General features: G+C 75.6%; 23 protein-coding genes and 1 riboswitch. Of the genes, 11 read left to right on the top strand and 12 right to left on the bottom strand.

Going from position 1 to position 25,360, the window contains the following annotated elements; translation table 11 throughout:
- Positions 1 to 23: 23 nt before the first annotated feature.
- Complete coding sequence (locus BM414_RS29120; RefSeq protein WP_175551433.1) at positions 24 to 173, bottom strand: hypothetical protein; 150 nt, start codon at positions 171 to 173, stop codon at positions 24 to 26.
- A gap of 165 nt (positions 174 to 338) precedes the next feature.
- Here BM414_RS29120 and BM414_RS05565 point away from each other — a divergent pair, with 165 nt between their 5' ends.
- The gene (locus tag BM414_RS05565) at positions 339 to 785 is read left to right on the top strand and encodes a DUF5709 domain-containing protein (protein WP_093578455.1); all 447 of its coding nucleotides are present in this window, start codon (positions 339 to 341) and stop codon (positions 783 to 785) included.
- A gap of 199 nt (positions 786 to 984) precedes the next feature.
- On the opposite strand, the gene BM414_RS05560 is transcribed toward BM414_RS05565, so the two are convergent.
- The 6 genes from BM414_RS05560 to paaA are packed head-to-tail and all read right to left on the bottom strand — an operon-like array spanning position 985 to position 5,263.
- Complete coding sequence (locus BM414_RS05560) at positions 985 to 1,377, bottom strand: thioesterase family protein (RefSeq protein ID WP_093578454.1); 393 nt, start codon at positions 1,375 to 1,377, stop codon at positions 985 to 987.
- Between the two features lie 5 nt (positions 1,378 to 1,382).
- Positions 1,383 to 2,465, bottom strand: coding sequence for a 1,2-phenylacetyl-CoA epoxidase subunit PaaE (paaE, locus tag BM414_RS05555; RefSeq protein WP_093578453.1), 1,083 nt, complete (start codon positions 2,463 to 2,465; stop codon positions 1,383 to 1,385).
- A 2-nt stretch (positions 2,466 to 2,467) separates the two neighbouring features.
- Complete coding sequence (gene paaD, locus BM414_RS05550; protein WP_093578452.1) at positions 2,468 to 2,974, bottom strand: 1,2-phenylacetyl-CoA epoxidase subunit PaaD; 507 nt, start codon at positions 2,972 to 2,974, stop codon at positions 2,468 to 2,470.
- An 8-nt stretch (positions 2,975 to 2,982) separates the two neighbouring features.
- On the bottom strand, positions 2,983 to 3,891 hold the full coding sequence (gene paaC / locus BM414_RS05545) for a 1,2-phenylacetyl-CoA epoxidase subunit PaaC (RefSeq protein ID WP_093578451.1): 909 nt from the start codon (positions 3,889 to 3,891) through the stop codon (positions 2,983 to 2,985).
- Between the two features lie 41 nt (positions 3,892 to 3,932).
- On the bottom strand, positions 3,933 to 4,301 hold the full coding sequence (gene paaB / locus BM414_RS05540) for a 1,2-phenylacetyl-CoA epoxidase subunit PaaB (RefSeq protein WP_217644558.1): 369 nt from the start codon (positions 4,299 to 4,301) through the stop codon (positions 3,933 to 3,935).
- On the bottom strand, positions 4,298 to 5,263 hold the full coding sequence (gene paaA / locus BM414_RS05535) for a 1,2-phenylacetyl-CoA epoxidase subunit PaaA (RefSeq protein ID WP_093578450.1): 966 nt from the start codon (positions 5,261 to 5,263) through the stop codon (positions 4,298 to 4,300). The genes paaB and paaA overlap by 4 nt, the downstream gene beginning before the upstream one ends.
- Before the next feature lie 116 nt (positions 5,264 to 5,379).
- Between paaA and paaK the strand changes: the two genes are divergently transcribed.
- Entirely contained in the window at positions 5,380 to 6,711 is a 1,332-nt protein-coding gene (gene paaK, locus BM414_RS05530) for a phenylacetate--CoA ligase PaaK (RefSeq protein WP_093578449.1), read from the top strand.
- Complete coding sequence (locus tag BM414_RS05525; RefSeq protein WP_093578448.1) at positions 6,708 to 7,307, top strand: TetR/AcrR family transcriptional regulator; 600 nt, start codon at positions 6,708 to 6,710, stop codon at positions 7,305 to 7,307. Before paaK ends, BM414_RS05525 begins: the two co-directional genes overlap by 4 nt.
- A gap of 21 nt (positions 7,308 to 7,328) precedes the next feature.
- Here the strand turns inward: BM414_RS05525 and BM414_RS29115 are convergent, their stop codons facing one another.
- Entirely contained in the window at positions 7,329 to 7,502 is a 174-nt protein-coding gene (locus BM414_RS29115; RefSeq protein ID WP_175551432.1) for a hypothetical protein, read from the bottom strand.
- A gap of 228 nt (positions 7,503 to 7,730) precedes the next feature.
- On the opposite strand from BM414_RS29115, the gene BM414_RS05520 reads away from it, so the two are divergent.
- Together BM414_RS05520 and BM414_RS05515 are read left to right on the top strand one after the other, a co-directional pair.
- The gene (locus tag BM414_RS05520; RefSeq protein WP_093578447.1) at positions 7,731 to 8,621 is read left to right on the top strand and encodes a hypothetical protein; all 891 of its coding nucleotides are present in this window, start codon (positions 7,731 to 7,733) and stop codon (positions 8,619 to 8,621) included.
- 163 nt (positions 8,622 to 8,784) lie between these two features.
- A complete protein-coding gene (locus tag BM414_RS05515) occupies positions 8,785 to 13,398 on the top strand; it encodes a cation-translocating P-type ATPase (RefSeq protein WP_245784514.1) in 4,614 nt (1,537 codons plus the stop codon).
- Here the strand turns inward: BM414_RS05515 and BM414_RS05510 are convergent.
- Complete coding sequence (locus BM414_RS05510; RefSeq protein WP_093578733.1) at positions 13,305 to 14,189, bottom strand: bile acid:sodium symporter family protein; 885 nt, start codon at positions 14,187 to 14,189, stop codon at positions 13,305 to 13,307. The two genes, BM414_RS05515 and BM414_RS05510, sit on opposite strands and share 94 nt — an antisense overlap.
- Positions 14,190 to 14,439: 250 nt before the next feature.
- Between BM414_RS05510 and BM414_RS05505 the strand changes: the two genes are divergently transcribed.
- From BM414_RS05505 to BM414_RS05495, 3 genes are all read left to right on the top strand, one after another.
- Positions 14,440 to 16,494, top strand: coding sequence for a serine/threonine-protein kinase (locus tag BM414_RS05505; protein WP_245784513.1), 2,055 nt, complete (start codon positions 14,440 to 14,442; stop codon positions 16,492 to 16,494).
- Between the two features lie 50 nt (positions 16,495 to 16,544).
- The gene (locus tag BM414_RS05500) at positions 16,545 to 17,120 is read left to right on the top strand and encodes a DNA-directed RNA polymerase subunit alpha C-terminal domain-containing protein (RefSeq protein ID WP_175551431.1); all 576 of its coding nucleotides are present in this window, start codon (positions 16,545 to 16,547) and stop codon (positions 17,118 to 17,120) included.
- Positions 17,121 to 17,245: 125 nt separating this feature from the next.
- Positions 17,246 to 17,397, top strand: a riboswitch (cyclic di-AMP (ydaO/yuaA leader).
- Between the two features lie 5 nt (positions 17,398 to 17,402).
- Complete coding sequence (locus BM414_RS05495) at positions 17,403 to 18,365, top strand: VldE C-terminal domain-containing protein (RefSeq protein ID WP_245784512.1); 963 nt, start codon at positions 17,403 to 17,405, stop codon at positions 18,363 to 18,365.
- A 6-nt stretch (positions 18,366 to 18,371) separates the two neighbouring features.
- Here BM414_RS05495 and BM414_RS05490 read toward each other — a convergent pair whose 3' ends face one another.
- Positions 18,372 to 19,337, bottom strand: coding sequence for a YihY/virulence factor BrkB family protein (locus tag BM414_RS05490; protein ID WP_093578445.1), 966 nt, complete (start codon positions 19,335 to 19,337; stop codon positions 18,372 to 18,374).
- An 86-nt stretch (positions 19,338 to 19,423) separates the two neighbouring features.
- Between BM414_RS05490 and BM414_RS05485 the strand changes: the two genes are divergently transcribed.
- Together BM414_RS05485 and BM414_RS05480 are read left to right on the top strand one after the other, a co-directional pair.
- The gene (locus BM414_RS05485; protein ID WP_093578444.1) at positions 19,424 to 20,227 is read left to right on the top strand and encodes a sulfite exporter TauE/SafE family protein; all 804 of its coding nucleotides are present in this window, start codon (positions 19,424 to 19,426) and stop codon (positions 20,225 to 20,227) included.
- A gap of 64 nt (positions 20,228 to 20,291) precedes the next feature.
- A complete protein-coding gene (locus tag BM414_RS05480; protein ID WP_093578443.1) occupies positions 20,292 to 21,272 on the top strand; it encodes a hypothetical protein in 981 nt (326 codons plus the stop codon).
- On the opposite strand, the gene BM414_RS05475 is transcribed toward BM414_RS05480, so the two are convergent.
- Together BM414_RS05475 and BM414_RS05470 are read right to left on the bottom strand one after the other, a co-directional pair.
- On the bottom strand, positions 21,232 to 22,881 hold the full coding sequence (locus BM414_RS05475) for an AMP-binding protein (protein ID WP_093578442.1): 1,650 nt from the start codon (positions 22,879 to 22,881) through the stop codon (positions 21,232 to 21,234). The genes BM414_RS05480 and BM414_RS05475 overlap by 41 nt on opposite strands.
- 6 nt (positions 22,882 to 22,887) lie before the next feature.
- Complete coding sequence (locus tag BM414_RS05470; RefSeq protein ID WP_093578441.1) at positions 22,888 to 23,859, bottom strand: cyclase family protein; 972 nt, start codon at positions 23,857 to 23,859, stop codon at positions 22,888 to 22,890.
- Between the two features lie 132 nt (positions 23,860 to 23,991).
- On the opposite strand from BM414_RS05470, the gene BM414_RS05465 reads away from it, so the two are divergent.
- Positions 23,992 to 25,266 (top strand): hydroxyacid-oxoacid transhydrogenase, encoded by a 1,275-nt coding sequence (locus BM414_RS05465; protein ID WP_093578440.1) that lies wholly within the window; start codon positions 23,992 to 23,994, stop codon positions 25,264 to 25,266.
- Positions 25,267 to 25,360: the final 94 nt, after the last annotated feature.

The raw sequence follows: 25,360 nt of genomic DNA, 5'->3' as shown, positions 1-25,360 counted from the left end.
GGCTCCCGGCGCTCCGGCGGTGCTCAGGCGGTGCTGGTCTCGAGCAGGCGGCGCAGCGCCTCCTCGAAGTAGTCCTCGTAGAGCTCCTGGACGAGGTCCATGCGGTCCTCGGCGACGGCGGCGTTGACCTGCCGGACGTAGTGCTCGTGCAGCGCGGTCTGCGTGGTGTCCACGGGGTCCTCCTTCCTGGTCGGCTGCTCCCAGTGTCCGGCCGCGGGGCACGTCGGTGTGGCAGGTCGGGCTGCTCACTCCGTCACACCACCCCTCCCGCCGACGGCTCCGTCCCTGGCAGGGTGGGCGCCCGGACGGGGTCGCCGCCCGGTATCGGAGGAGGACCCGTGGACCGTGACGCATACGGCACCGACGGCACCGACCCCGAGGAGGCCACCGGCCTGCTCGAGCCCGAGGACACCCTCGAGGACCCGCGGGGTACGCGCGACCTCGACACCGGCTGGTCACCACCCGAGCGGCCCTGGGGCGTCGACGACTGGGGGACCACCGAGCGCGAGGAGGCCACCGGCGAGAGCCTCGACGGCCGGCTCCGCCGCGAGCTGCCCGACCGGCCGGAGGACGACGGCGAGGGTCTCGGCGACCTGGCCGGGGGCGACGGCGAGCTGCTCGACGACGAGGTCGGCGACGCGCGGGCGGGGCGGCTGGCCGACGTCGGCGAGGACGGTGTGGTCGATGACGAGGACCAGCTGCTCGCCGAGGACCTCGGCATCGACGGCGGTGCGGCCTCCGCCGAGGAGGCGGCGGTGCACGTGGTGCGCGGCGGGGACGAGTAGCCCGCGGGGAGTGCCCGGTCGCGCGAGTCGGCGGCCACGTGCCCCTGGTGGAGAAGACCACCGGCCCGCTGGAGAACCGGGTGCACCAGGTGACCCGCCAGTTCGTCGGCGAGCCCGCGTGGTTCCTGCTCGCCGAGCTGGTCCTCGAGTCGCTCGAGGCCAGTGCAGGCGTTCCGCACCCAGCAGGCGCCGCTCGGCGTCACCTGCGGGCGACGCGGGCGGCGACGGCCTCCTCGCTCAGCACGGCCTGGACCGTCGTCCCCCGGCCGAGCTCGCGTCCCCCGGCGTCGACGGCGGCGCACGCACAGGTCACCCGGTTGCCGCGGACCTCCGTGCAGCGCGCGGTCACCCGGATGCGGTCCCCGGGCCACGCCGGCACCCGGTGCTCGACCGACAGCGCCGTCCCGATGCCGGCCTCGCCGGGCTCCAGGTGCGCGAGCAGCAGCTTGCGGCCGGCCTCCTCGAAGTGCTTGGCCATCGAGTAGGTGGCGTAGACCGGGTGCACCGGACCGAGCTCGTCGAAGTCGACCGTCATCGCGTCGGTGACGACGACGTCGAGGACGGCCGTGGTGCCGACCGCGATCGGCCGCACCGGGCTCAGGCGTCGAAGTCGACGGTGACCGCGTCGGACAGCGGGAGCGTCTGGCAGGTCAGCACGTAACCGGCCGCGACCTCCTTCTCCTCCAGCGCGTAGTTGCGGCGCATCTCGACCTCGCCGTCGGTGACCCGCGCCCGGCAGGTGCCGCACACCCCGCCCTTGCAGGCGAACGGCAGGTCCGAGCGCACCCGCTGCGCGGAGTCGAGGACGGGGACGCCGCGGGGGAGCGCCAGTGTCGTCGAGCGGCCGTCGAGGACCACGGTGACCTGGCTGCTCGGGCCGTCGACGGTCTCCTCGTCGCCGCGCACCGGCTCCGGCGGGACGTCGTCGACGTAGAACAGCTCCTGGTGCACCCGCTCAGACGGGACGCCGAGCTCGTCCAGCAGCGCGCGGGCGTCGGTGACCATCCCGTGCGGCCCGCACAGCCACCAGTGGTCGACGTGCTCGGCGTCGGTGAACGCGGTGACCAGCGCGCGCAGCCGGTCGCCGTCGAGCCGCCCGCTGGTGAGCTCGGCGTCGCGCGGCTCGCGGGAGAGCACGTGCACCAGCTGCAGCCGGGTGCCGTAGCGGTCCTTCAGGTCGGCCAGGTCGTCGGCGAACATCACCGTGTTGGTCCGCCGGTTGCCGTAGAAGACGGTGACGGTCGACTGGCCGTCGCGCAGCACGCTCGCCGCCAGCGACAGCGCGGGGGTGATGCCGGAGCCGGCGACGACGAAGACGTGGTCGGCCGGCTGCGTGAGGTCGGCGGTGAAGGTGCCCGACGGCGGCAGCACCTCGATCTCGTCGCCGGGCCGCACCTCCTGCACCAGGTAGCGGGAGAAGAAGCCGCCGGGGACCTCGCGGACGCCGACCCGCGGCAGGGCGCCGACCGGCGCGCAGATGGAGTAGGAGCGCCGCTCGTCGCGGTCGCCGTCGACGCGGCGCAGGGTGAGCGCCTGCCCGGGCTGGAAGGCGTAGTCCTCGGCGAGCTCGGGCGGGACGTCGAAGGTGACCGCGACCGCGTCGTCGGTGAGCCGCTCGACCGCGGCCACCCGCAGCGGGTGGAACCGCGGCCGGCGCCGGGTGCTGCTCGATGCGGTCACGCTCAGATCTCCTTCACGTGCTCGAACGGCTCCCGGCAGCTGCGGCAGCGGCGCAGCGCCTTGCACGCCGTCGCGCCGAACTCGCTGAGCTCCTCGGTGTCGGGGGAGCCGCACAGCGGGCAGGCCGCCGTCCGCCGGCTGGGCCCGAGCTGCAGCGGGACCGGTCCGGCGGTGCGGACCGGCGCCTTCCCCGGCGGGGCGATGCCGGCCGTGGCGAGCTTGCGGCGGCCCTCCTCGCTGATCCAGTCGGTGGACCACGCGGGGGACAGCACGGTGCGCACCTCGACGTCGTCGAACCCGGCGGAGTGCAGCGCGTGCAGCAGGTCGGCGCGCATGACGCCCATCGCCGGGCAGCCGCTGTAGGTGGGGGTGATGTCGACGACGACGGTGCCCTCGTGCACGCGGACGTCGCGCAGCACGCCCAGGTCGGCGAGCGTGAGCGCCGGCAGCTCGGGGTCGGTGACGGTCTCGGCCACCGACCGCGGGTCCCGGGCGGCAGAGATGGCCATGTCTGCCGTCACCACGTCGCCGCCGGGTGCTCGCGGGCCAGGCCCTGCAGGCCCTCGAGCAGCCCGGTCCGCTCGGGACCGTGCTCGCCGGTCCGGCCGCGCGGCGGGGCGTCGGCGGGCCACTCCGGCACCCGCAGCGTCGCCCGCTCCAGCACGGTGGTCAGCACGTCGCGCACCTCGGCGCGGACGTCGGCCGGGTCCACGGCGACCCCGCCGGCGGCCAGCCGCGACTCGACGTCGGTGGCGGTGAACAGGTCGGCCAGGTGCGGCCACACCGCGTCCACGCCGGCCTGCGCGCGGCGGTGCGACTCGGGCGTCCCGTCGCCCAGGCGCAGCACCCAGCGGGCGGCGTGGTCGCGGTGGTAGGCCAGCTCGTGCACACCCTTGGCGGCGATGGCGGCGAGCACCGGGTCGCGGGAGTCGCGCAGCCGGGCGAACACCGCCAGCCGCACGGTCGAGGCCACGAACAGCCGGACCATCGTCTGCCCGAAGTCGCCGTTCTCCGCCTCGACCAGGCCGGTGCTGCGGAACTCGTCGGCGTCGCGGAAGTAGGCGAGCGCGTCCTCGTCGGGGATGCTCTCGGTCGCCCGCGACCGGGACCGGCCGAGGACGCCGACGGAGCCGGCGCGGGCCAGCAGCAGCCGGGCCTGGCCGAGGAGGTCCAGGCCGGTGTTGCCGATCGCGACCTCCTCCTCGAGCTCGGGCGCGGCGGTGATCCACTGCGTCAGCCGCTGGGCGAGCACCAGGGCGTCGTCGCCGAGCATCAGGCAATAGGCGCCCAGGTCGGCCGGGTCGACGCCGTCGGGCACGGTGGTGTCGACGCCGGCCAGCGGGTCGTCGAACCCCGTGCCGAACGCCCAGTGCCCGGCGTCGTCGTGCGCGTTGGTCAACGCGTCGTAGACGGTCTCCTCGTGCATGACCTGCCTCTCGGAAGGGCCGATGGCGCCGCAAGGGCCCTTCACATGTGGGGGACGTTCTCCGGGATGTCGTAGAACGTCGGGTGCCGGTAGACCTTGTCGCCGCTGGGGGCGAACATCGGGTCCTTCTCGTCGGGGCTCGAGGCGGTGATGTCGGCGGCCCTGACCACCCAGATGCTCACGCCCTCGTTGCGCCGGGTGTAGAGGTCGCGGGCGGCGTGCACCGCCATCTCGTCGTCGGGCGCGTGCAGCGAGCCGACGTGCACGTGGTTGAGCCCGCGCTTGCCGCGCACGAACACCTCGTAGAGCGGCCAGTCGCGCCGGCTCACCGACGGCGACGGCGCGGTGGGCACCTCCGGCCCGGTGGGGACGGCGCCGTGCCCGCCCTCGGCGGTGAGGTCGGTGCTCACGACGCGTGCTTGGCCGCGTAGGCCGAGGCGGCCTCGGTGACCCACGCGTTGTCGTCGCGGGCGGCGCGCCGGCGGGCGATCCGCTCGGCGTTGCACGGGCCCTGTCCGCTGATGACCCGCTGCAGCTCCGACCAGTCGATGGCGCCGAACCGCCAGTGGCCGCCGGCCTCGTCGAGGGTCAGGTCGGGGTCGGGCAGGGTGACGCCGAGGGCCTGCGCCTGCGGCACGCTCATGTCCACGAAGCGCTGGCGCAGCTCGTCGTTGCCGTGCCGCTTGATGCCCCACGCCATCGACTGCGCGGAGTTGGGGCTCTCCTCGTCCGGCGGGCCGAACATCATCAGCGAGGGCCACCACCACCGGTCGACGGCGTCCTGCACCATCGCCCGCTGCGCGTCGGTGCCGCGCATCATCGTCATCAGCAGCTCGTAGCCCTGCCGCTGGTGGAAGGACTCCTCCTTGCAGATGCGGATCATCGCCCGGGCGTAGGGACCGTAGGAGGAGCGGCACAGCGGCACCTGGTTGCAGATCGCCGCGCCGTCGACCAGCCAGCCGATGACGCCGACGTCGGCGTAGGTGAGCGTCGGGTAGTTGAAGATCGAGCTGTACTTCTGCCGGCGCTCGATGAGCTTGTCGGTGAGGTCGGCACGGTCGGCGCCGAGCGTCTCGGCCGCGGAGTAGAGGTACATGCCGTGCCCGGCCTCGTCCTGCACCTTGGCCAGCAGGACCGCCTTGCGCCGCAGGCTGGGCGCCGCGAGCAGCCAGTCGCCCTCGGGCTGCATCCCGATGATCTCCGAGTGGGCGTGCTGGGCGATCTGACGCACCAGCGTCTTCCGGTACCCCTCGGGCATCCAGTCGCGCGGCTCGATGCGGTGGTCGGCGGCGATCGTGGCCTCGAACTGCTGTCGCAGCGCGGTCTCGTCGGGGCTGGCGGCCGCGGGTCGATCCAGGGTGGGCGCGGACATCGCGTCTCCTCAGGCTGTTTACTGACCGTCCGGTCAGGAATAGTGTTCCCCATGCCGCCGGTGCGCACAAGCGCCGGCCGGCGGAAGCGGCGGCCGAGCGACGAGGACGGCACGAGATGACGACGACGGACCAGCGGCGGCTCGGCGAGGCCCCCGACCCGGCCACGCTCGACCCGGCGGAGCGCCTGTCGGTCGACGAGTTGCGTGCGCTGCAGCTCGAGCGCCTGCAGGAGTCGCTGCGGCACGCCTATGAGAACGTCCCGCACTACCGGCAGGCCTTCGACACCGCCGGCGTGCACCCCGACGACTGCCGGGACCTGGCCGACCTCGCCCGCTTCCCGACGACGAGCAAGGCCGACCTGCGCGACAACTACCCGTTCGGCATGTTCGCCGTCCCGCAGGACCGGGTGCGCCGCGTGCACGCCTCCAGCGGCACGACCGGGCGGCCCACCGTCGTCGGGTACACCGAGCGCGACATCGACACCTGGGCCACCGTCATGGCCCGCTCGATCCGCGCCGCCGGCGGGCGCCCGGGCGACCGGCTGCACAACGCCTACGGCTACGGCCTGTTCACCGGCGGCCTCGGCGCGCACTACGGCGCGGAGAAGCTCGGCTGCACCGTCATCCCCGTCTCCGGTGGCATGACGCCGCGGCAGGTCCAGCTGATCACCGACTTCGAGCCCCGCGTGATCATGGTGACGCCGAGCTACATGCTCACCGTCATCGACGAGTTCGAGAAGCAGGGCCTCGACCCGCGCGCGTCCAGCCTCGAGATCGGCGTCTTCGGCGCCGAGCCGTGGACGGAGCAGATGCGCCGGGAGATGGAGGAGCGACTCGACATCCAGGCCGTCGACATCTACGGCCTGTCGGAGGTGATGGGCCCCGGTGTCGCGCAGGAGTGCGTGGAGACCAAGGACGGCCTGCACGTCTGGGAGGACCACTTCTACCCGGAGGTCATCGACCCGGTCACCGGTGAGGTGCTGCCCGAGGGCGAGGTCGGCGAGCTGGTGTTCACCTCGCTGACCAAGGAGGCCATGCCGGTCGTCCGCTACCGGACCCGCGACCTCACCCGGCTCCTGCCCGGGACCGCCCGGCCGGGCATGCGACGGATGGAGAAGGTCACCGGACGCACCGACGACATGATCATCCTGCGGGGCGTGAACCTCTTCCCGACGCAGATCGAGGAGGTCGTGCTGCGCACCCCGGGGCTGGCGCCGCACTTCGCGCTGGAGCTGAGCACGCGGGGCCGGCTCGACCACCTCGTCGTGCGCGTCGAGGCCCGGCCGGACTGCCCGCCCGAGCGCAGGGAGCAGGCCGCCCGGGAGGTGGCCCGGGGCGTCAAGGACACCGTGGGCTCCAGCATCGAGGTGCTGGTCGTCGACCCGGAGACGCTGCCGCGGTCGATGGGCAAGCTGCAGCGGATGGTCGACAAGCGGGAGCGCGCGTGACGGAGACGCGCGTCCGCCGCGGGCGGCCCGGGCACTCGCTCGACACCCTCCTCGACGTCGCGGTCGCGGTCTTCAACGAGCGGGGCTACGACGCCACGAGCATGGAGGAGCTCGCCGCGCGGCTGGGGATCACCAAGTCGGCGATCTACCACCACGTCACCGGCAAGGTCGAGCTGCTGCGCCTGGCGCTGGACCGGGCGCTGGACGCCCTGTTCGCCGTCACCGAGGAGCCGCAGGCGGTCACCGGCCGCGCGATCGACCGGCTCGAGCACGTGGTCCGCGGCTCGGTCCGGGTCCTGGCCGCCGAGCTGCCGTTCGTCACGCTGCTGCTGCGGGTGCGCGGCAACTCCCCGGTCGAGGAGGCCGCGCTCGCCCGCCGGCGCGAGTTCGACCGGATCGTCACCGACCTCGTGCGCGCCGCCGAGGAGGAGGGCGACGTCCGCCCCGACGTCGACCCCGCCGTCACCAGCCGGCTGCTGTTCGGCACGGTGAACTCGCTGACCGAGTGGTTCCGGCCCGGTGGTGCCCTGTCCGCCGACGCGCTGGCCGACGCGCTGGTCGCCACCGCGTTCGAGGGCCTGCGCGCCCGCCCGTGACGGGCGGGCGCGCAGGACGGGTCAGCCCCGGTCGGGGCGCGGCCGGTAGGGCCGGCCGGGGTTGAAGACCTCGAGCGTGTAGGCGTCGAAGCGGCGCAGCCAGGTGCGGGCACGGGTGGCGAGCGCGGGGGGACGACCGGCGGTGGTCGTGGCGGAGGCGGTCGTGGCGGGGGGAGTCATGGCGGGGGGAGTCATGGCGTCTCCAGGTGGATCGGGATGTGGGGACGTCGTCGTCGCGGCCGGGTTCCACGCTCCCCGCGGGCCGTTGCAGGACGGCGACGGACACCTGAACGGGAGGTGAACCGCCCCGTGTGCTCCACCACTGCCGCGGTCCGGGCGACCGGGCCCGAAGTCCGGTGACACGGCCGCGCTCCGGTGCTTCGATGGGCGCGCACGGGGACGAGCCGACGTCGGAGGTCTCCGGTGGACCCTGTCTCCACGACCGTGCGCCCCTCGACGGGCCGGTCCCGTGAGCTCCGCCCGGCCATGCGGGTGCTGCTGCTGGCCTTCAGCGTCCTCACCGCCCTCGCCGTGGGCGCGCTGCTGCTCCAGCCCGGCCGCACGAGCCAGGTGTTCGCCTGGACGATCCAGCCGCCGCTGACCGCGGCCTTCCTCGGCGCGGGCTACGCCGCCGGGTGCACGCTGGTCGTCCTCTCCCTGCGGGACCCGGTGTGGGCGAACAGCCGCGTGCCGGTGCTGACCATCCTGGTGTTCACGCTGCTCACCCTCGTGGCCACGCTGGTGCACATCGACCGCTTCCACTTCCAGGAGGAGTTCGCCGCGGCGCCGCTGCTCGCCCGCGCCGCCGCCTGGTTCTGGACCGGCGTCTACGTCGTCATCCCGCTGGCGATGCTGGTGCTCCTCGCCCTGCAGGAGCGGGCGCCCGGCACCGATCCGCCGCGGCGCTGTCCGGTGCCGGTGTCCCTCCGGCTGGCGCTCGGCGCGGAGTCGGTGGTGCTGCTCGGCGTGGGCGCGGCGGTGTCGGTCGTCCCCACGGCGGCGGAGACGCTGTGGCCCTGGACGCTGACCCCGCTCACCGCGCGCGTGGTGGGCGCGTGGCTCGTCGCGTTCGGGGTCGCGACCGCCCTGGCCGCGCTGGCCGGTGACCTCGAGCGGCTGCGCACCGCGGCGGTCGCCTACACCGTCTTCGGCGTCCTCGTGCTCGCCGTCGTCGCCTGGCACCGCGACACGGTGGCCTGGGACCGGCCGGTGGCCTGGGCGTTCGTCGCCGTCGCGGCCGCCGTCGTCCTCACCGGCGCGGCCGGGATCCGGTGGGCGCCGGCCGTCGTCGCCGCCGGGAGGCACCGGTCCTGAGCCCGGCCCGGGGCCCCGCTCGGCCGGCGGGGGGCGTCCCCGGTCCGCACGCGGCGGGACACGGGGATGCGGACGATCGCGTCTCGGTGCACGCTTGAGGTCTCTGTCGCAGGGGGCGGACGATGAGCGGACGACAGGCGGCGCGCGGGCGGGTGAGTGCCCGGTGAGCGTGCTCCACCGGGCCCCCACCGCCCGGCGCGCACTGTCCGACGTGGTCCGGCTCGCGGGCGCGGGGGTGCAGGCCGCCGCCACGCCGGCCCTGGTCACCGCCGGCCTGCTCGGCGCCTCGACCCGGGCCGCGGTGCGGACGGCGGAGGGGCTGACCTCCCGGGTCGCCGGCCGGCCGGTCGACCTCGCCCAGGGCGCCGTCTCCGGGATCCGCGCCGCCGGCACGCTGCTGACCGGGGCGGACCCGCTGCCCACCGGCCGGCTCCGGGAGTTCGCGCGGGTCGCCACCGGCATGTTCGAGCCGGAGGGCGACCGGCACACGCCGCGGGTGTGGGCGGACTCCGGCCTGGTGCAGGTGGAGCTCCCCGAGTGCGCACCCGGCGCGCCGTCCGACGCGAGCCGGTCGCTGCGCCGGCGACTCGAGGGCCTCGAGGGCGTCAGGTGGGCCACGGTCAACGACGTCCTCGGCCGGGTGCTGGTCGCCGTCGACGAGCGGCGGGTGGGCGTGGACGACGTCGTCACCACCGTCCGCGCACTGCAGGACGCCGACGAGCGCCGGGACGTCCTGCCCGAGCCGGCCGACCACCCCGCCGATCTCGAGCCCCTGCTGGCCGCGGCGACCACGCTGGCGGTGGACGCGCTGGGCGTCGCGGCGGCCCTCGGCGCCCGGGCACTGCCGGTGCCGGCCCTGTCGCGGCACGCCACGCTCGCGGTCGTCCTGCTCGACACGCAGGACTGGATCACCGAGCTGCTCACCCGCCGGGTCGGCCGGTTCGGTGCCCGCCTGGCCCTCGAGGGGCTCTCGGCGGTCCTGCACTCCGCGACGAAGAGCCCGACGGTCCCCGCGCTCAACGCGGTGGCCTCGCTGCAGCACGTGCTCGAGGTGCGGGCGCGCCGCCAGGCGTGGCGGCTGCGCGAGGAGGAGCTGTGCCGGCCCGAGCCGGACGGGATCGAGCCCGAGGACACCCGTCCCGCCGCCGACGCGGGGGAGCGGCCCGTTCCGCTCCCGCCCGGCAGGGTGGACCGCTACCGCTCCCGCCTGGGCCCGACGACGACGGCCGCCGTGCTGACCGTCCTCGCCCTCACCGGCCGGCCGGGCCGCGCCGCCGACCTGGTCAAGGCGCTCTCGCCCAGGGCCGCCCTCCAGGGCCGGGAGTCCTTCGCCGCCACGCTGGACCTGCAGATGTGCCGCACGGGCGTCCTGCCCCTCGACGGCGCGGCCTACCGGCGTCTCGACCGCGTCGACTGCGTGGTCGTCGACGGCGCGGCGCTGTGCACCGGTCCGCCGGTGGTGCTCGAGGCCGATGCCGAGGCGGAGGGGTGGGACGTCGCCGCCGTCTGGACCACCGCTGCCCGGCTGCTCGCCACCGGGGACAGCGCGGACGGGACCCGGCTCGGCGACCCGCGCGAGGCCCCGGACGCGCCGGGAGCGTCGCTGCGGACGCTGTACGCCGGGCGCCGGCGCGTGGGCACCGTCCTGGTCGCCCCGGAGCTCGACCCGCACGCCGAGGCGCTCCTGACCACCGCCGTCGGCACCGGCGCACGGCTGGTCCTCACCGAGCACGCCGGGACCCGCGAGATCGCCGGGATCGCCGAGGAGGTCGCGCCCGCGGACGAGTCGCCGGCCGACGTCGTCCGCCGGCAGCAGGCCGACGGGCGCGGGGTGCTGCTCGTCGCGGCCGCCGGCCCCGCCGCGCTGCTGGCCGCCGACGTCGCCGTGGCGCCGGTGCGCCCGGGCCGGGCGCCCGCCTGGGCCGCCGACCTGGTGACCGGGCCGGGCCTGGCCGACGCCTGCCGGGTGGTCCGGGCCGTGTCCGACGCGCGCGCGGTCGCCCGCCGGTCGGTGCAGAGCGCGCTGACCGCCAACGTCCTGGGCAGCCTGCTCGCCGCCGTCGGCTCGGCGAGCGCCGGCCAGCGCCGGGCGACCGCACCGGGCAAGACGGCGACGGTCGTGACGATCGTCGACGGCACCTGGACGGCCGTCCGCGCCGCGCGCCGGCCGCCGCCCGCCCCGTCGGTCCACACGCCGTGGCACGCGCTCGACCCCGACGACGTCCTGCGCCGGCTGGCGGAGCTGCCCCGGGCCGACGACTCCCCGCCGGGGCCGCTGGAGCGGGCGTGGCGGCGGGGGACCGGCGTGGCCGCGGTCCGGGTGCCGGCCCGGTTCGCGCGCACCGTCGCCGCCGAGCTCGCCGACCCGCTCACCCCCGTCCTCGGCGCCGGCGCCGGCGCCACCGCGGTGCTGGGCGAGACCGCGGACGCGTTCCTGGTCGGCGGGGTCACCGTGGGCAACGCGCTGCTCGGCGCCGCCCAGCGGATGCGCGCGGAGACGGCTCTGGAGTCGCTGCTGCTCGAGCAGGACGCCTGCGTCCGCCGGGAGACCGACGGCGGCTCCGAGGAGGTCCCGGCCGGCGCACTGCGCGTGGGCGACGTGGTCCTCGTCGGGTCCGGCGACGTGGTGACCGCCGACGCGCGGCTGCTGGCGGCCGAGGACCTCGAGGTCGACGAGTCGAGCCTGACCGGCGAGTCGCTCGCGGTGGCCAAGTCCCCGGCCGCGACGCCGGGCGCCGAGGTCGCCGACCGGCGCTGCATGCTCTTCGACGGGACGACCGTGGTCGCCGGCACCGGGCGCGCCGTCGTCGTGGCCGTCGGGTCGGCCACGCAGGCCGGGCGGGCGACCCGTGCGGCCGGGCGCGGGGCACCGCCGGCCGGCGTCCAGGCCCGACTGGCCGAGCTGACCCGCTCGGTGCTGCCGCTGACGCTGGCCGGCGGTGGTGCGGTGACCGCGCTCGGGGTCGTGTGGCGGCGGCCGCTGCGGGAGGCGGTCAGCGCGGGCGTCGCCGTCGCGGTCGCGGCCGTGCCCGAGGGGTTGCCGCTGGTGGCCACCGTCGCCCAGCAGGCCGCGGCGCGGCGGTTGTCGCGGCGCGGGGCGGTGGTGCGCAGCGCCCGCGTCCTCGAGGCGCTCGGCCGGGTGGACACCGTCTGCTTCGACAAGACCGGCACGCTGACGGAGAACCGGCTGCAGGTGGTGCGGCTGCTGCCGCTCGGGGACGGCGGCGACGACGAGGACGGCCTGCTCCGCCTGGCGGCGGCCGGGGTGGGCGCCGGCGACACCGACGCGCACGAGACCGACCGCGCCGTCGCGGCCGCCGCCGGCGACCGCGGCGTGGGCTGCGCAGGGGAGCCCGAGGCCTCCGTCCCGTTCGCGACCGGGCGCGGCTTCTCGGCGGCCCTCCGCGAGGGCCGGCTCGTGGTCAAGGGCGCGCCGGAGGTCGTGCTGCGGCTGTGCACCGACGCGGGCGACGCCGCCGGCCGCGTGCGGGAGCTGGCCTGCGAGGGGCTGCGGGTGCTGGCCGTGGCCGACCGGGAGGTGCCGCAGCGGCCGGAGGACCTCGAGGCGGCGGCGACGGGGCTGACCCTGCGCGGCCTGGTGGGGCTGGCCGACACCGTGCGCGCGTCCTCGGCGGCGGCGGTCGAGCAGCTCGGCGCGGCGGGCGTCCGGGTGCTGGTGGCCACCGGTGACCACCCCGAGACCGCCGCGGCCATCGCCGCGCAGGCCGGTGTCCCCGACGCCGACCGGGTGGTGACCGGCGCCCGGCTGGCGCGGGCGTCGGACGCCGAGCGCACCCGTCTGGTGCAGGAGACGGCGGTGTTCGCCCGGCTGACCCCCGAGCACAAGGTGCTCCTGGTGTCGGCGCTGCGCCGCGCCGGCGCCACGCTGGCCATGACCGGCGACGGCGTCAACGACGCCGCCGCGATCCGGCTCGCCGACGTCGGGGTCGGCGTGGCCGGGGCGGAGTCGCCCGCGGCCCGCAGCGCGGCCGACCTGGTGATCACCGACCTCGACCTGACCCGGCTGGTCGACGCCGTGGCCGAGGGCCGCGCGCTGTGGTCCCGCGTGCGGGACGCCGTCGCCATCCTCGTCGGGGGCAACGCCGGCGAGGTCGCCTTCACCGTGCTGGGCACCGCGTTCGGCGGACGCGCACCGCTGGGCACCCGGCAACTGCTGCTGGTCAACCTGCTCACCGACATGTTCCCGGCGCTGGCCGTCGCCGTCGCCCGGCCGGGGGCGGCCGCCCCGGCCTCGGACGGAGGACCGCTGAGCGGGCACCCGCTCGAGGCCGCGCTGCTCGCCGGTCCGTACCGCGGCTTCACGGAGGCGGTCCACCGCATGGTCGCCGTCCGCGGCGTCGCGACCACCGCCGGCGCGACGGGCGCGTGGGCCACCGGGCGGGTGTCCGGGCCGCGCCGCCGGGCCAGCACGATGGGGCTGGCGGCCCTCATCGCCACGCAGCTCGGGCAGACCGCCTGGGCCGGGCGCCGCAGCCCACTGGTGCTGGTCACCGCGGCCGGGTCACTGGCCGCGCTGGCCGTCGTCGTGCAGACCCCCGGGCTGAGCCGGTTCTTCGGCTGCACCCCGCTGGACCCGCTGGCGTGGCTGGTCGTCCTGGGCTGGGCCGCGGCCGGCACCGCCGGCGCGGAGGTCGTCCCCGGGCTGTACCGCCGGTGGGCGGATCAGGACGCGACGCGCTCCGGCGCCCGCGACCGGGACGACCGGGTGATCACCCAGCCCACGAGTGCGGCCACCGGGAACATCAGCACGCCGTAGACCGCCGCGGGGACGGCGAGCTCCACGCTCCCGAGGACGCTGATCGCCACCGCGATGGCCAGCGTGCTGTTGTGCACGCCGATCTCGAAGGCGCACGCGACCGCCTGCCGGTGGCCGATGCCGAGCGCGCGCGGCACGGCGAAGCCGATCAGCAGGCTGAGCGCGCAGAACGCGAGGGCGACCAGCCCGACCTCGCGCAGGTACCCGGTCACGTTCTCCCGCTCGGCGACGACCGTCCCGGCGATCACCAGCGCCAGCACGAGGGCCGAGAGCACCCGCACCGGCCGGTCCATGCGGTCGGCGAAGGCCGGGGCCGAGCGCCGCACGAGCATGCCCAGGGCCACCGGCACCAGGACGATCGCGAAGACCTGCACCGTCTTGCCGAACTGCAGGCCGATCGACCCGGCGCCCGGCGGGTCGAAGACGGTCACCGCGAGGTTGGTGACCAGCGGCAGCGTGACCACCGCGAGCAGCGAGTTGACCGCCGTCAGGGAGACGTTGAGCGCGACGTCCCCGCGGAAGAGGTGGCTGAACAGGTTCGCCGTCGTCCCGCCCGGGGAGGCGGCCAGCAGCACCATGCCGACCGCGAGCACGGGCTCCAGGCCGACGGCCGTCACGAGGCCGAAGCAGAGGGCCGGCAGCACCAGCAACTGCAGCCCGAGGGCGACGACGGCGGCGCGCGGCCGGCGCGTGACCCGGACGAAGTCATCGACGGTGAGCGACAACCCCAGCCCGAACATGATCACGGCCAGGGCCGCGGGCAGGGCGACGGTGCTGAGGGCCGAGTCCACGGGCGACCTCCGGAGACGGCCGCGGCGCCGTCGCCGCGGGTTGCCGGGATCCTGGCGGACCGGGCGACGGTCGGCGAGAGCCGGCACGCGGGCGGGCGAACGGCCGCGAGGGGTCCGGGTGGTTGACGAGCCGCCCGGCCGGGCACCGAACCGTGGTCGCCGTCCGGCGCGGGACGGCGTCGACAGCTCCCGCAGGGGGCCGGAGGGAGCGGGTCGGGGACCCGCGGCGTCGGACGGGACGGAGCGCGCAGTGACCACGGTCGAGCAGGATCGGCAGACCCTCGGGGACCGCTACGAGCTGCAGGAGCTCATCGCCACCGGGGGCATGGGCCAGGTGTGGCGGGGGCGAGACCTGCTGCTCGAGCGCTCCGTGGCCGTCAAGGTCCTGCGCAGCGAGTACGCCGACGACCCCACGTTCCTCGCCCGGTTCCGCAACGAGGCCCGCCACGCCGCGGCGCTCAGCCACCCGAACATCGCCACGGTCCTCGACTACGGCGAGGACTCCGACGACGGCACCGGCGAGCACCTCGCCTACCTGGTCATGGAGATGGTGGAGGGTGCGCCGCTGTCGACGCGCATCCGCGACGAGGGTGCGCTGGAGCCGCAGGCCGCGCTGTCGGTGCTGCGCCAGGCCGCGGCCGGGCTGGCCGAGGCGCACCGCGCCGGTGTCGTGCACCGCGACGTCAAGCCCTCGAACATCCTCGTGCGACCTGACGGGCGGGTGAAGCTCACCGACTTCGGCATCGCGTGGTCGGCCGAGTGCGTGCCGCTGACCCAGACCGGCCAGGTCATCGGCACCGCGCAGTACATGTCCCCGGAACAGGCGGCCGGGGAACGTGTGAGCCCGGCCAGCGACGTCTACGCCCTCGGCCTGGTCGGCTACGAGTCGCTGACCGGCCACGCCGCCTTCTCCGGCACCAACCCGGTGACCGTCGCGCTCAAGCAGGTGCGCGAGCAGCCCGAGCCGCTGCCCGACGACCTGCCGCCCGACGTCCGCGAGCTCATCGGCTCCGCGCTCACCAAGGACCCCGGTGCCCGGCTGCCCGACGGTGAGGCGTTCCTGCACGCGGTCGAGGACACCATCGCCCACCAGTCCGGTCCGGTGCCGCCCACCGCCCCGGTCGCGGTCGCGGCGGCGGCCACTCCGGCCGCGGGCACCCTCGCGGCCGCACCCGGGACCGTGGCCGACGGGGACGGCGGCCCGACGGCGCGCCGGGCCCCGGTCACGTCCCCGCCACGGGAGGGGAACCGGCGGCGGCTGCTCGTCCTGCTGCCGCTGCTCGCGCTGCTGCTCGTCGTGGGCGGCATCGCGTTCGTGAGCACCCGGTCCGGCGAGGCGCCCGCGGCGGAGGGCGCCGAGACCGCTCCCGGCGGGATCGTCCTGGCCGCCGCGGACCACGTGGGCCGCCCGGTGACCGAGGTCGTCGACGCCCTGACGGCGCTCGGGCTGACGGTCGGCCAGCGCAGCGAGGCGACGGCCGACGTCGAGCCCGGCACCGTGGTGCGGCTGTCCCCGGTGGACGTCCAGCTCGCTCCCGGTGACCGGGTGGAGGTGGTCGTGGCCGTCCCGGTGGACACCGCGGTGGCCGCCCCCACGCCGTCGGCGCCCGGTGCGGGGAGCGACGCGGCCCCGGTGCCGGACCCCGCGGCGACGGAGGGCGCCGCCCCGGACACCGCCGACACGGGAGGGACGGCGCCCGCCGACGCCGGCACCGCGACGACCGGCACCGCGACGACCGACACTGCGTCGACCGGCACCGCGACGAGCGGCGCCATGATCCCGGGGACCGCGCCCGGCGTCGGCACGGCTCCCGGCAGCACCGGCTCGGACAGCACGGCCCCGGGCAGCACCGGCTCGGGCAATGCCGCCCCCGGCAGCACCGGTTCGGGCACCACGGGCTCGGGCACCACGGGCTCGGGCACCACGGGCTCGGACACCACGGGCTCGGGCACCACGGGCTCGGACACCACGGGCTCGGGCAGCACGGGCTCGGGCACCACGGCCACTGGCGACGCGGGCTCCGGCAGCACGGCGCCCGAGGACACCGGCGGGAGCACGCCGCCGCCGACCGGGACGCCGCAGGACCCCGCCACGGAGACGGGCACGGAGACGGGCACGGGCACGTCCGAGGACACGACGCCGTCCACCGGCGGGACGCCGGAGGAGTCCGCGACGCCGTCGCCGGACACCGGCACCACCCCCGGCACCGGATCGTCCCCGCCGCCCGCGAGCCCGGACGCGGACGGCAGCGCCACCGCCTCCGTCCCGGCCGGGGACCCCGCCCCGGCGGGCGCCTCGGGCTGACCCGGCGGGCCGGGATAGGTTCTGACGCCATGCCGACGAGGTCGCGGGACGTGCCGACGGGGACCGTGCAGGAGCTGGGCCTGCCCGTGCGCGCGGTGGGCGCGCTGGCCCGCGCCGGCATCACCACCGTCGACGAGCTGGCCGCCCTGACCCGCCGCGAGCTGTCCGCCGTCCCGGGGCTCGGTCCGGCCATGGTGGCCGCCATCCGTGCCGTCGTCCCCGAGCCGGTGGCGAAGGGTGTGTGGCCGCTGCCCGACGACGGCGACGACGGCGGCCCGGCCTCCCCGGCGATCCCGTCGTTCGAGTCGCTGCGCGGGCCGCGGCGCCGCTCGGCCCTCGACCTCCTCGTCCCGGAGCAGCCCCCGGAGGAGGACGCGAAGCCCGCGGAGGAGGACACGGCGGTGCTCGCGGAGGAGGACACGGCCCAGGACGCCGAGCCCCTCGACGACCTCGTGCGGGAACAGCCCCCCGAGCGCTCGCGTGCCCCCCGGCCGGCCGAGTGGTCCGACCTCGCCGCGCTCGGCGTCCGCGGCGTCCGGGCGGCTGCCTCCCTGCACTGGCGGGTCACCGTGTGGTGGGTGCAGGCGCCGGCGCGATTGGTCGAACGGCTCCGCGCCCGCTCCTGAGCTCCGCCCGCGGACCGGACGCGGACGTGGTCCCGGCCACGGATCCCCGGCCGCCGATTGTCACGGGCGGGTAACGGCAGCTACCGTGTCCGAGGCCGTCCGGCCCTGTCCCCGTCCGGGGACCCGGACGGTCGCCGCCGAGTCGCCCTCAGGGCGAGCCGGGGACCCACCGCAGTACTGGGGTGAATCCCGCACCGGACCCGTGCGTCCGGGCAGGTAGGGCTGCTTCCCGCCCGAACCCGTCAGCTAACTCGGTAGGCGGCTGACGGGAGAGACGGATCCATGCACCCCCGCACCACCACGTCCGGCCGCGCCGCCGCGCCGGTGAACCGTTCCAACCGCCGCCGCGGACCGCTCGCCGGCCGCCGTCCCGGGATCTACCTGGGCGTGGCCGCCGCCGGTGCCGTCCTGGTCAACGTCCTGGTCGGCCCGCAGCCGGTCGCCACGGCCGAGGCCGGGACGATGAGCGAGTCGGTCGCCGTCGCCGAGGCGCTGGGGCTGCCGGCGCAGGCCGGCCCGGCCGAGGCCCCGGCCGACCTGCAGCCGCTCGAGGACCTCGCCGCCACCCGGAGCACCCGCGAGGCCGCCGAGACCGCGGCACAGCAGTCACAGGCAGCCGCCGACCAGGCCACGGTCGACCGGCAGCGCGCCGAGGCCGAGGCCGCCGCCCGCGCCGCCGAGGAGGCCGCCGCCGCGCAGGCCGCCGCCGAGGCCGCGGCTGCCGCCGAGGCCGCTGCTGCCGAGGCCGCCGCGCAGGAGGCCGCCGCACAGGAGGCCGAGGAGCACGCCGCGGAGGAGGCCGAGCACACCGAGGAGGCCGCCTCCGGTGGCGGCGGGCAGTCCCCGGGTGCGGCGACCGTCGCTTCGTCGACCGCCGCCTCGGTCGTCGCGCGCATCACCAACACGGCCGGCAGCGTCAAGCCGCAGGTGCAGGCCGCCGCGAACGTCGTCGTCAGCAACGTGCCCGGCGCCGCCGGCATCACCCTCGGCGGCACCCGCGCCAGCGCCGCCGACCCCGGCGGGCACCCCTCGGGCCTGGCCCTGGACTACATGGTCATGACCGACGCCGCCCTCGGTGACGCGATCGTCGCCTACCACCGGGCGCACTGGGACGAGCTCGGCGTCGACTACCTCATCTGGGAGCAGCGGATGCTGTCCTCGCCGAACGGCTCCTGGTCGATGATGGAGGACCGCGGCGGCACGACGGCCAACCACTACGACCACGTGCACGTGAACTACTCGTAGGCGCCCTCAGCGCTCGCCGGGGAAGGGCGGCGCGTCGTCGGCGACCACCGCCCCGCGTTCCCCGAGCGGCTGCTCGGGACCCACCGTGGAGTCCCGGACGGTCTGCCGCTCGGCCTCGGCGTTCACCGCCGCGCCGACGATCACCAGGAAGACCGTCACCCAGACCCACACCATGCTGATCGCGACGCCGGCGAGCGACCCGTAGGTCGACTGGTAGTCGCCGAGGCCCTGCACGTAGGCGAAGAAGCCGATCGTCGAGGCCAGCCACAGCAGCGTCGCGGCCGACGAGCCCGGGGTGACCCAGCGCCAGCGGGCCTGCTTGCGGTCCGGCCCGAACCGGTAGAGGACTGCGAGCACCGCCGACATCAGGACGGCGGCCGCGACCCAGGACAGCGCGGGGACGACGGCGCGGACGGGGCCCGGCGCTCCGTGGAGGGCGCCGGAGACGACCCCGCCGAGCGCGATGATCCCGGCCAGCAGGACCGCGCCGCCGAGCACGAGGACCAGTGCCTGGCCGCTGCGGCGCAGGAAGCCGCGCGACTCGGTCTCGCGGTAGGCGAGGGTCAGGCCGTCGACGAGGTAGGTCATCGCCGTCGTCGCCGTCCACAGCGCGGCGACGAGCCCGGCCAGACCGCGCAGGGTGAGCACCTGCGTCGAGGCGGCGGCGATCGACGTCAGCTGGTCGGCGACCAGCGACTGCAGGTCCGGCGGCAGCATGCGCACCAGCCCGGAGAGCTCCTCGAGCGCCTCCTCCGGGGTGTTCACCACGCCGTAGACCGACACCGCCGTGACCAGCACCGGGGCGAGGGACAGCACCGCGAAGAACGCCACCGCCGACGCCTGGACCATGAGCCGCTCGCCGAGCACCTGCGCGCCGACGCGGCGCAGCACCCGGCGCCAGTCGCGGGCCGACATCCGGTGCGGGGAGCCGGCGGCGCTGGCCGCGGGCCCCTCCTGCCGAGTGCGCGCCATGGCACATCCTCCCGCCGTCCCCGCAGGACCCGCGACGCAGGACCCGGCCGTTGCGTCTCCGCGTCGCTGGGGGAGGCTCGGTCCCCGTGCTGCTCCCGGACGGCCTGACGCCGTCGATCCTCGCGTTCGTCCTGGTCGCCGCCCTGGCGGCGGGCTGGGTCGACGCCGTCGTGGGCGGCGGCGGGCTGATCCAGCTGCCCGCCCTGCTGCTGGTGCCGGGGCTCGCGCCGGTGCAGGCGCTGGCCACCAACAAGCTGGCGTCGGTCTTCGGGACGACGACCAGCGCGGTCACCTACCAGCGGCGCGTGCACCCCGACCTGCGCACGGCGCTGCCCATGGCCGCCGTCGCCCTGGCCGCGTCGTTCGGCGGGGCGTCGGTGGCGGCGCTGCTGCCGGCTCCGGTGTTCAAGCCGGTGATCGTCGTCGCGCTGGTCGGCATCGCCGTGTTCACCGCATTCCGGCCCTCGCTGGGCGAGGTGACGGCGCTGCGGCACACCGGCCGCCGGCACTCCGGCACGGCCGCGGGGATCGGCGCCGTGATCGGCTTCTACGACGGCGTCCTCGGGCCGGGCACCGGCTCGTTCCTCGTCTTCGCCCTGGTGTCGCTGCTGGGCTACGACTTCCTGCACGCCAGCGCGAAGGCCAAGATCGTCAACGTCGCCACCAACCTGGGCGCGCTGGCGTTCTTCGTGCCGCACGGGGCGGTGGTCTGGGGCCTGGGCCTGCTGCTCGCCGCGGCCAACACGCTCGGCGGGTACCTCGGCTCCCGGACGGCGACCCGCCGTGGCACCGGCTTCGTCCGCGCGGTGTTCCTCGTCGTGGTGTCGGCGCTGGTCGTCCGGCTCGGCTGGGACGTGTGGACCGAGACGCTGCGCCCCCTGGCGCGCTGACCGGGCGGGCCGGACCGGCAGGGGACCCAGGACCCTGGTTGCTGCCGCGGGGAGGCGCCAGCCTGTGGCGGGGGGGATCGACGGGCGGCAGCCGATGGGGACGGTCGACGCGGAGGTGCCGGACTCCGGCGAGGAGATCCGCCGGGGCACGAGGTGGCTGCTGGCCGCCTTCCTGGTGCTGACCCTGCTCGCGGTCAACCAGCTGTTCGTGCTGGCCGACGTCGCCGACCGGTACTGGGCCTGGACGATCTCCACCGAGGCGACCGCCGCCTTCCTCGGTGCCGCCTACGGCGCGGGCGCGGTGCTGTCGGCGCTCTCGCTCCGGCAGGACCGCTGGAGCGCGATCCGCGTCCCGGTGCTCACGGTCGCCGTCTTCACCGTCCTGACCCTCGCCGCGACGCTGATCCACACGCACCGCCTCCACCTGCTCACCGGCGGGCCGGTCGCGCGGGCGGTGGCCTGGACGTGGCTGGGCGTCTACCTCGTCGTCCCGGCCCTGTGCCTGCTGGTGGTCCTCGGGCAGGAGATCCGCCGCGGCGCGCGTCCGGCGGCGCTGCGGCCGATCCCGCGCTGGCTGACCGGGCTCCTGGCGGTCGAGGGGGCGCTGATGGGCGCGGCGGGCGTCGCCCTCTTCGCGGGCGGGCTCGCCGTCCACCACCACGTCGAGACCGTCGCGACCTTCTGGCCCTGGGAGGTCACCCCGCTCAGCGCCCAGGTGATCGGCGCGTGGCTGCTCGCCCTCGGCTTCGCCGCGGCGCTGGTCGTCCGTGCGCGCGACCTCGGCCGGCAGTTCGTCGCCGGCGTCGCGTACACCGTCTTCGGGGTGCTGGAGCTCGTGGTGGTGGTCTGGTACCGGCCCCTGGTGGAGGCCGACGACCCCTGGCTGTGGGCCTACGTCGGCGTCCTCGTCGCCGTCGTCGGCACCGGCGCGTTCGGCGCCCGGGCCGCCTGGCCCGGCCGCGCCGGTCCCCGCGACGGACGCCCGCCGCGGGGACCGGCGCCGCTCAGGTCTCCCGGAGCTCGCGCCGGAGGATCTTCCCGGTGACCGTCTTCGGCAGCTCGTCGAGCAGCTCGATGCTGCGCGGGTACTTGTAGGCGGCCATCCGCTCCTTGCAGTGCGCGATCAGCTCCTCCGGGGTCACGCTCGCCCCCGGCTTGAGGCTGACGAACGCCTTGACCGTCTCCCCGCGCTTCTCGTCCGGGACGCCGACGACGGCCGACTCGCAGACGGCGGGGTGCTCGGCCAGGACGTCCTCGACCTCGCGCGGCCACACCTTGTAGCCCGAGGCGTTGATCATGTCCTTCTTGCGGTCGACGATGAACACCCAGCCCTGGGGGTCCATGAACCCGACGTCGCCGCTCTTCAGCGCCCCGCCGGGCAGGCCGGCCGCCGTCTCCTCCGGCTTGCCCCAGTAGCCGGCCACCACCTGCGGGCCGTCGGCCACGATCTCGCCCACCTCGCCCAGCGGCAGGTCCTGCCCGTCGTCGCCCTGGATCCGGACGATCGTGTTGGGCGCGGGCACCCCGACCGACAGCGCGCCCGAGGTCGGGTCCACCGGCGAGGGCGACCCGAACGGCGTCACCGTCATCGGCGACGTCGTCTCGGTGAGGCCGTAGGCGTTGTGCACCTGCTTGCCGGTGGCCTCCAGGAACCCGCGCTCGGCGGACGGGGAGATCGCCGCGCCACCGGAGTAGATCGACGTGAACGAGGCGAAGTGCTCCTTGCTGAACCCGGGGGCGTTGAGCAGCGCGCTGAACGCCGTGATCGCGCCGATGGTGAAGGCCGGCCGGTGCTCGAGGAACGCGTCGAGCACCACCTGCGGCTCGAACCGGTAGGCCAGCACCAGCGGCGCCGGCACCAGCATGCTCACCGCCACGTGGCCGATCAGGCCGGTGATGTGGAACAGCGGGGCGACGCCGAAGATCGCGCCGTCGCGCCCGGCGTGCACCCAGTCCCGGTAGACCTGCGCGGTGAAGACGACGTTGCGGTGGGTGTTCATCGCGCCCTTGGGCACGCCCGTCGTCCCCGACGTGTAGGTCAGGAACGCGACGTCGTCCGCGCCCAGGGTCACCGGCGGCGGGGTCTGGCCGCGGTGCTCCGCGATGAACTCCAGCAGGTCGGTGGTGCCCTCGTGCCGCTGGCGCTGCACGCCGGCGAACAGCCGCTCGTCGTCGCGGGTCTGCAGGTCCAGCCCGCTGGTGGTGAGCACCAGCCGCACGTCGGTCTTGGGGACGACGTCGCGCGCCACCTCGTCGTAGAGCGTGTCGAGGGAGAGCAGCACCGTCGCCCCGGAGTCGGCGAGCAGGTAGGACAGCTCCCGGGTCCGGCTCATCGGGTTGATCGACACCATGACGCCGCCGGCCTTCCAGGTGGCGACCATGGCCATGACGAACTGCGGCACGTTCTGCAGGTAGACCGCCAGCCGGTCACCCGGCCGGAAGCCCGACGCCAGCAGGCCGGCCGCCAGCGCGTCGGTCATCTCGTCGAGCTCACGGCGGACGACGGTGCCGTCGAAGTAGCGCAGCGCGTCGCCGTCGGGGTCCCGCTGCACGCCCGCCCGGAACATCGACAGGGCGTCGTCGAACTCGATCTCGTAGTCGGCCGGCTGGTCGCCGTAGAGGGCCAGCCAGGGCCGCTCGTCGTAGACGCTCACGGCGGCCTACTTGAGGACGACGGGGTTGACCGGCGAGCCGCTGCCCTTGTGCACCTTGAGCGGCGCGGCCACGTAGAGGCCTTCGTACTGGCCGTCCTCGGCGGAGTCGTCGGCCAGCGCCTCGAGGTCGGCGATCTCGGTGAGGGTCACCCCGAGGTTGCGCATGAGCGCGTTGTGCAGGACCAGCGCGACGCCGTTGTTCGGGTCGGTGGTGACCTCGTTGGCGATCGTGTCGGTGACCAGGTTGGGGATCTCCATGTCCTGGAACCACTGCACCAGCTCGGGGCTGTAGACCAGGCCCGGCTCGTTGAAGCCCTCGTAGAAGGCCTCGCCCTGCTCGAAGAACAGCTGCAGGAAGTTGGTCCGCAGGACGAGGATGTCGCGCTTGCGGATCTCCACGCCCTGGGCGGCGGCGCACTCCAGCAGGTCCTGGTGGGTGAAGGTCTCGCCCTTGTCCAGCGTCGGCTTGCCGCGGAAGCGGGCCATGTCCAGCAGCACGTACCGGCCGACGACGCCGCGCTGGGCGATCGGCTCGACGCTGGCCTTGTCCAGGCCGCCCACCGTGGTCCGCGCGTCGAAGCCGTTCCAGATCTTGCCGCCGTACCAGACGTGGCCCAGGCCGTCGTACTGCGTGGAGCCCTGCAGGAAGGCGTTGATCTTGTCGTCGGCGTAGTGCAGGCCGCCGGGGTACTGCGGCGCGTCGGGCGAGTCCCAGGTGGACTCGTCGAGGATCTGGGTGCGCTCGGCCGGCGTGCGCCCGGGCCACACCGGATCGCCCTTGGGGTCGCCGATCAGGCGCTGCAGCGTGAAGACCTTGCCCTGCCGGACGAGGCCGACGGCGGCGAGCACCTGCTCGGGGCCGAGGTAGTTCAGGCTGCCGACCTCGTCGTCGTCACCCCACTTGCCCCAGTTGGACGGTGAGTCGGCGAGCAGGTCGTCGAGGGAGGGGACGGCGGTGGTCTCGGGCTCTGCGGTCACAGGTGGCTCCAGGGGAAGACGGAGGGGAACGGTTGGCGCGTGCACCCGACCCTGCCGCGCTGTGGTCCCCGCCACAAGGCGGGTGCAACGATCCCTGCAACCGGATCCCTCCGCCTGCCCGAGGAGCGCGCCATGACCAGCCCCGAGTCCGTGTTCACCTATGGCGCGCCGCAGCTGAAGTTCGGCAGCGGCGCGTCCGACGAGATCGGCTTCGACCTCAGCCGGTACGGCGTGCGACGCGTGCTGGTGGTCACCGACCCCGGCGTGGCGGCCACCGGGCTGCCCCAGCGGGTGGCCGACCAGATGGCCCGCTTCGACATCGAGGCGCGCGTCTACGACGGCGTGCACGTCGAGCCGACCGACGTCAGCCTGACGCAGGCGATCGAGGACGCGCGCTCCTCGGGGCCGTGGGACGCGTTCGTCGCCGTCGGGGGCGGGTCGAGCATCGACACCGCCAAGGCGATCAACCTCCTGACCACCAACCCCGGCGAGCTCATGGACTACGTCAACGTGCCGGTGGGGAAGGGGCAGGCGCCGTCCGAGCCGCTCAAGCCGCTGGTCGCCGTCCCGACGACGACGGGCACCGGGTCGGAGAGCACCACGATCTGCGTGATGGACGTGATCGCGCAGCGGGTGAAGAGCGGGATCAGCCACGCGCGGCTGCGGCCCACCCTCGCCGTCATCGACCCCGACCTGACGCTCACCCAGCCGCCCGGCGTCACGGCGGCCTCGGGGATGGACATCCTCTGCCACGCGCTGGAGAGCTACACGGCGCGCTGGTACACCACCTACGACCGCAAGGCCCCCGAGCAGCGGGTGCCCTACTGCGGGTCCAACCCGATCTCGGACATGTGGTCGGAGAAGGCGCTGACCCTGCTCGCCGGGTCGTTCCGGCGGGCGGTGCGGCACGGCGACGACGTCCAGGCGCGCGCGGACATGGCCATGGCGGCGACCTTCGCGGGGATGGGCTTCGGCAACGCCGGCGTGCACATCCCGCACGCCAACGCCTACCCGATCGCCGGGCAGGTGAAGGACTTCCACCCGAAGGACTACCCGGCCGACGAGCCGATGGTGCCGCACGGGATGTCGGTGGCGCTGACCGCGCCGGAGGCCTTCCGGTTCACCTTCGAGGCCTCGCCCGAGCGGCACGTCCGCGCGGCGAAGCTGCTCGCGCCCAACGCCGGGGAACCCGAGAACGCGGCGGAGTTCCTGCCCACCGTGCTCACCGACCTGATGCGCGACATCGACATCCCCAACGGGATCGCCGCGGTCGGGTTCGGCGAGGGCGACGTCCCCGACCTGGTCGAGGGCACGATGAAGCAGCAGCGGCTGCTGGCCACCTCCCCGCGGGAGGTGACCGAGGACGACGTCGCGGGGATCTTCACCCGCTCCATGTCCCTGTGGTGAGTGCGCCTCGGCCCACGACCCTCACGGCGTGGTGCCCGACCTCACCCCGCAGCGCGCGGTCGGGCAGCGTGCGGTGAGGCCGGTCGGGTCCGGC

The organism is Geodermatophilus amargosae, from assembly GCF_900116515.1.
In the GTDB taxonomy this organism is placed as follows: domain Bacteria; phylum Actinomycetota; class Actinomycetes; order Mycobacteriales; family Geodermatophilaceae; genus Geodermatophilus; species Geodermatophilus amargosae.
The sequence above is the reverse complement of the archived record's forward strand: the minus strand, read 5'-3'. Positions and strand labels throughout refer to the sequence as shown.

Bases quoted from the DNA above. Each gene is read 5' to 3' on its own strand.
- paaA (WP_093578450.1), bottom strand. From the start codon at position 5,263: ATGTCCGCGCCCACCCTGGATCGACCCGCGGCCGCCAGCCCCGACGAG.
- BM414_RS05490 (WP_093578445.1), bottom strand. From the start codon at position 19,337: ATGGCGCGCACTCGGCAGGAGGGGCCCGCGGCCAGCGCCGCCGGCTCC.
- paaC (WP_093578451.1), bottom strand. From the start codon at position 3,891: ATGCACGAGGAGACCGTCTACGACGCGTTGACCAACGCGCACGACGAC.
- BM414_RS05465 (WP_093578440.1), top strand. From the start codon at position 23,992: ATGACCAGCCCCGAGTCCGTGTTCACCTATGGCGCGCCGCAGCTGAAG.
- paaK (WP_093578449.1), top strand. From the start codon at position 5,380: ATGACGACGACGGACCAGCGGCGGCTCGGCGAGGCCCCCGACCCGGCC.
- BM414_RS05495 (WP_245784512.1), top strand. From the start codon at position 17,403: ATGCACCCCCGCACCACCACGTCCGGCCGCGCCGCCGCGCCGGTGAAC.
- paaD (WP_093578452.1), bottom strand. From the start codon at position 2,974: ATGGCCATCTCTGCCGCCCGGGACCCGCGGTCGGTGGCCGAGACCGTC.
- BM414_RS29115 (WP_175551432.1), bottom strand. From the start codon at position 7,502: ATGACTCCCCCCGCCATGACTCCCCCCGCCACGACCGCCTCCGCCACG.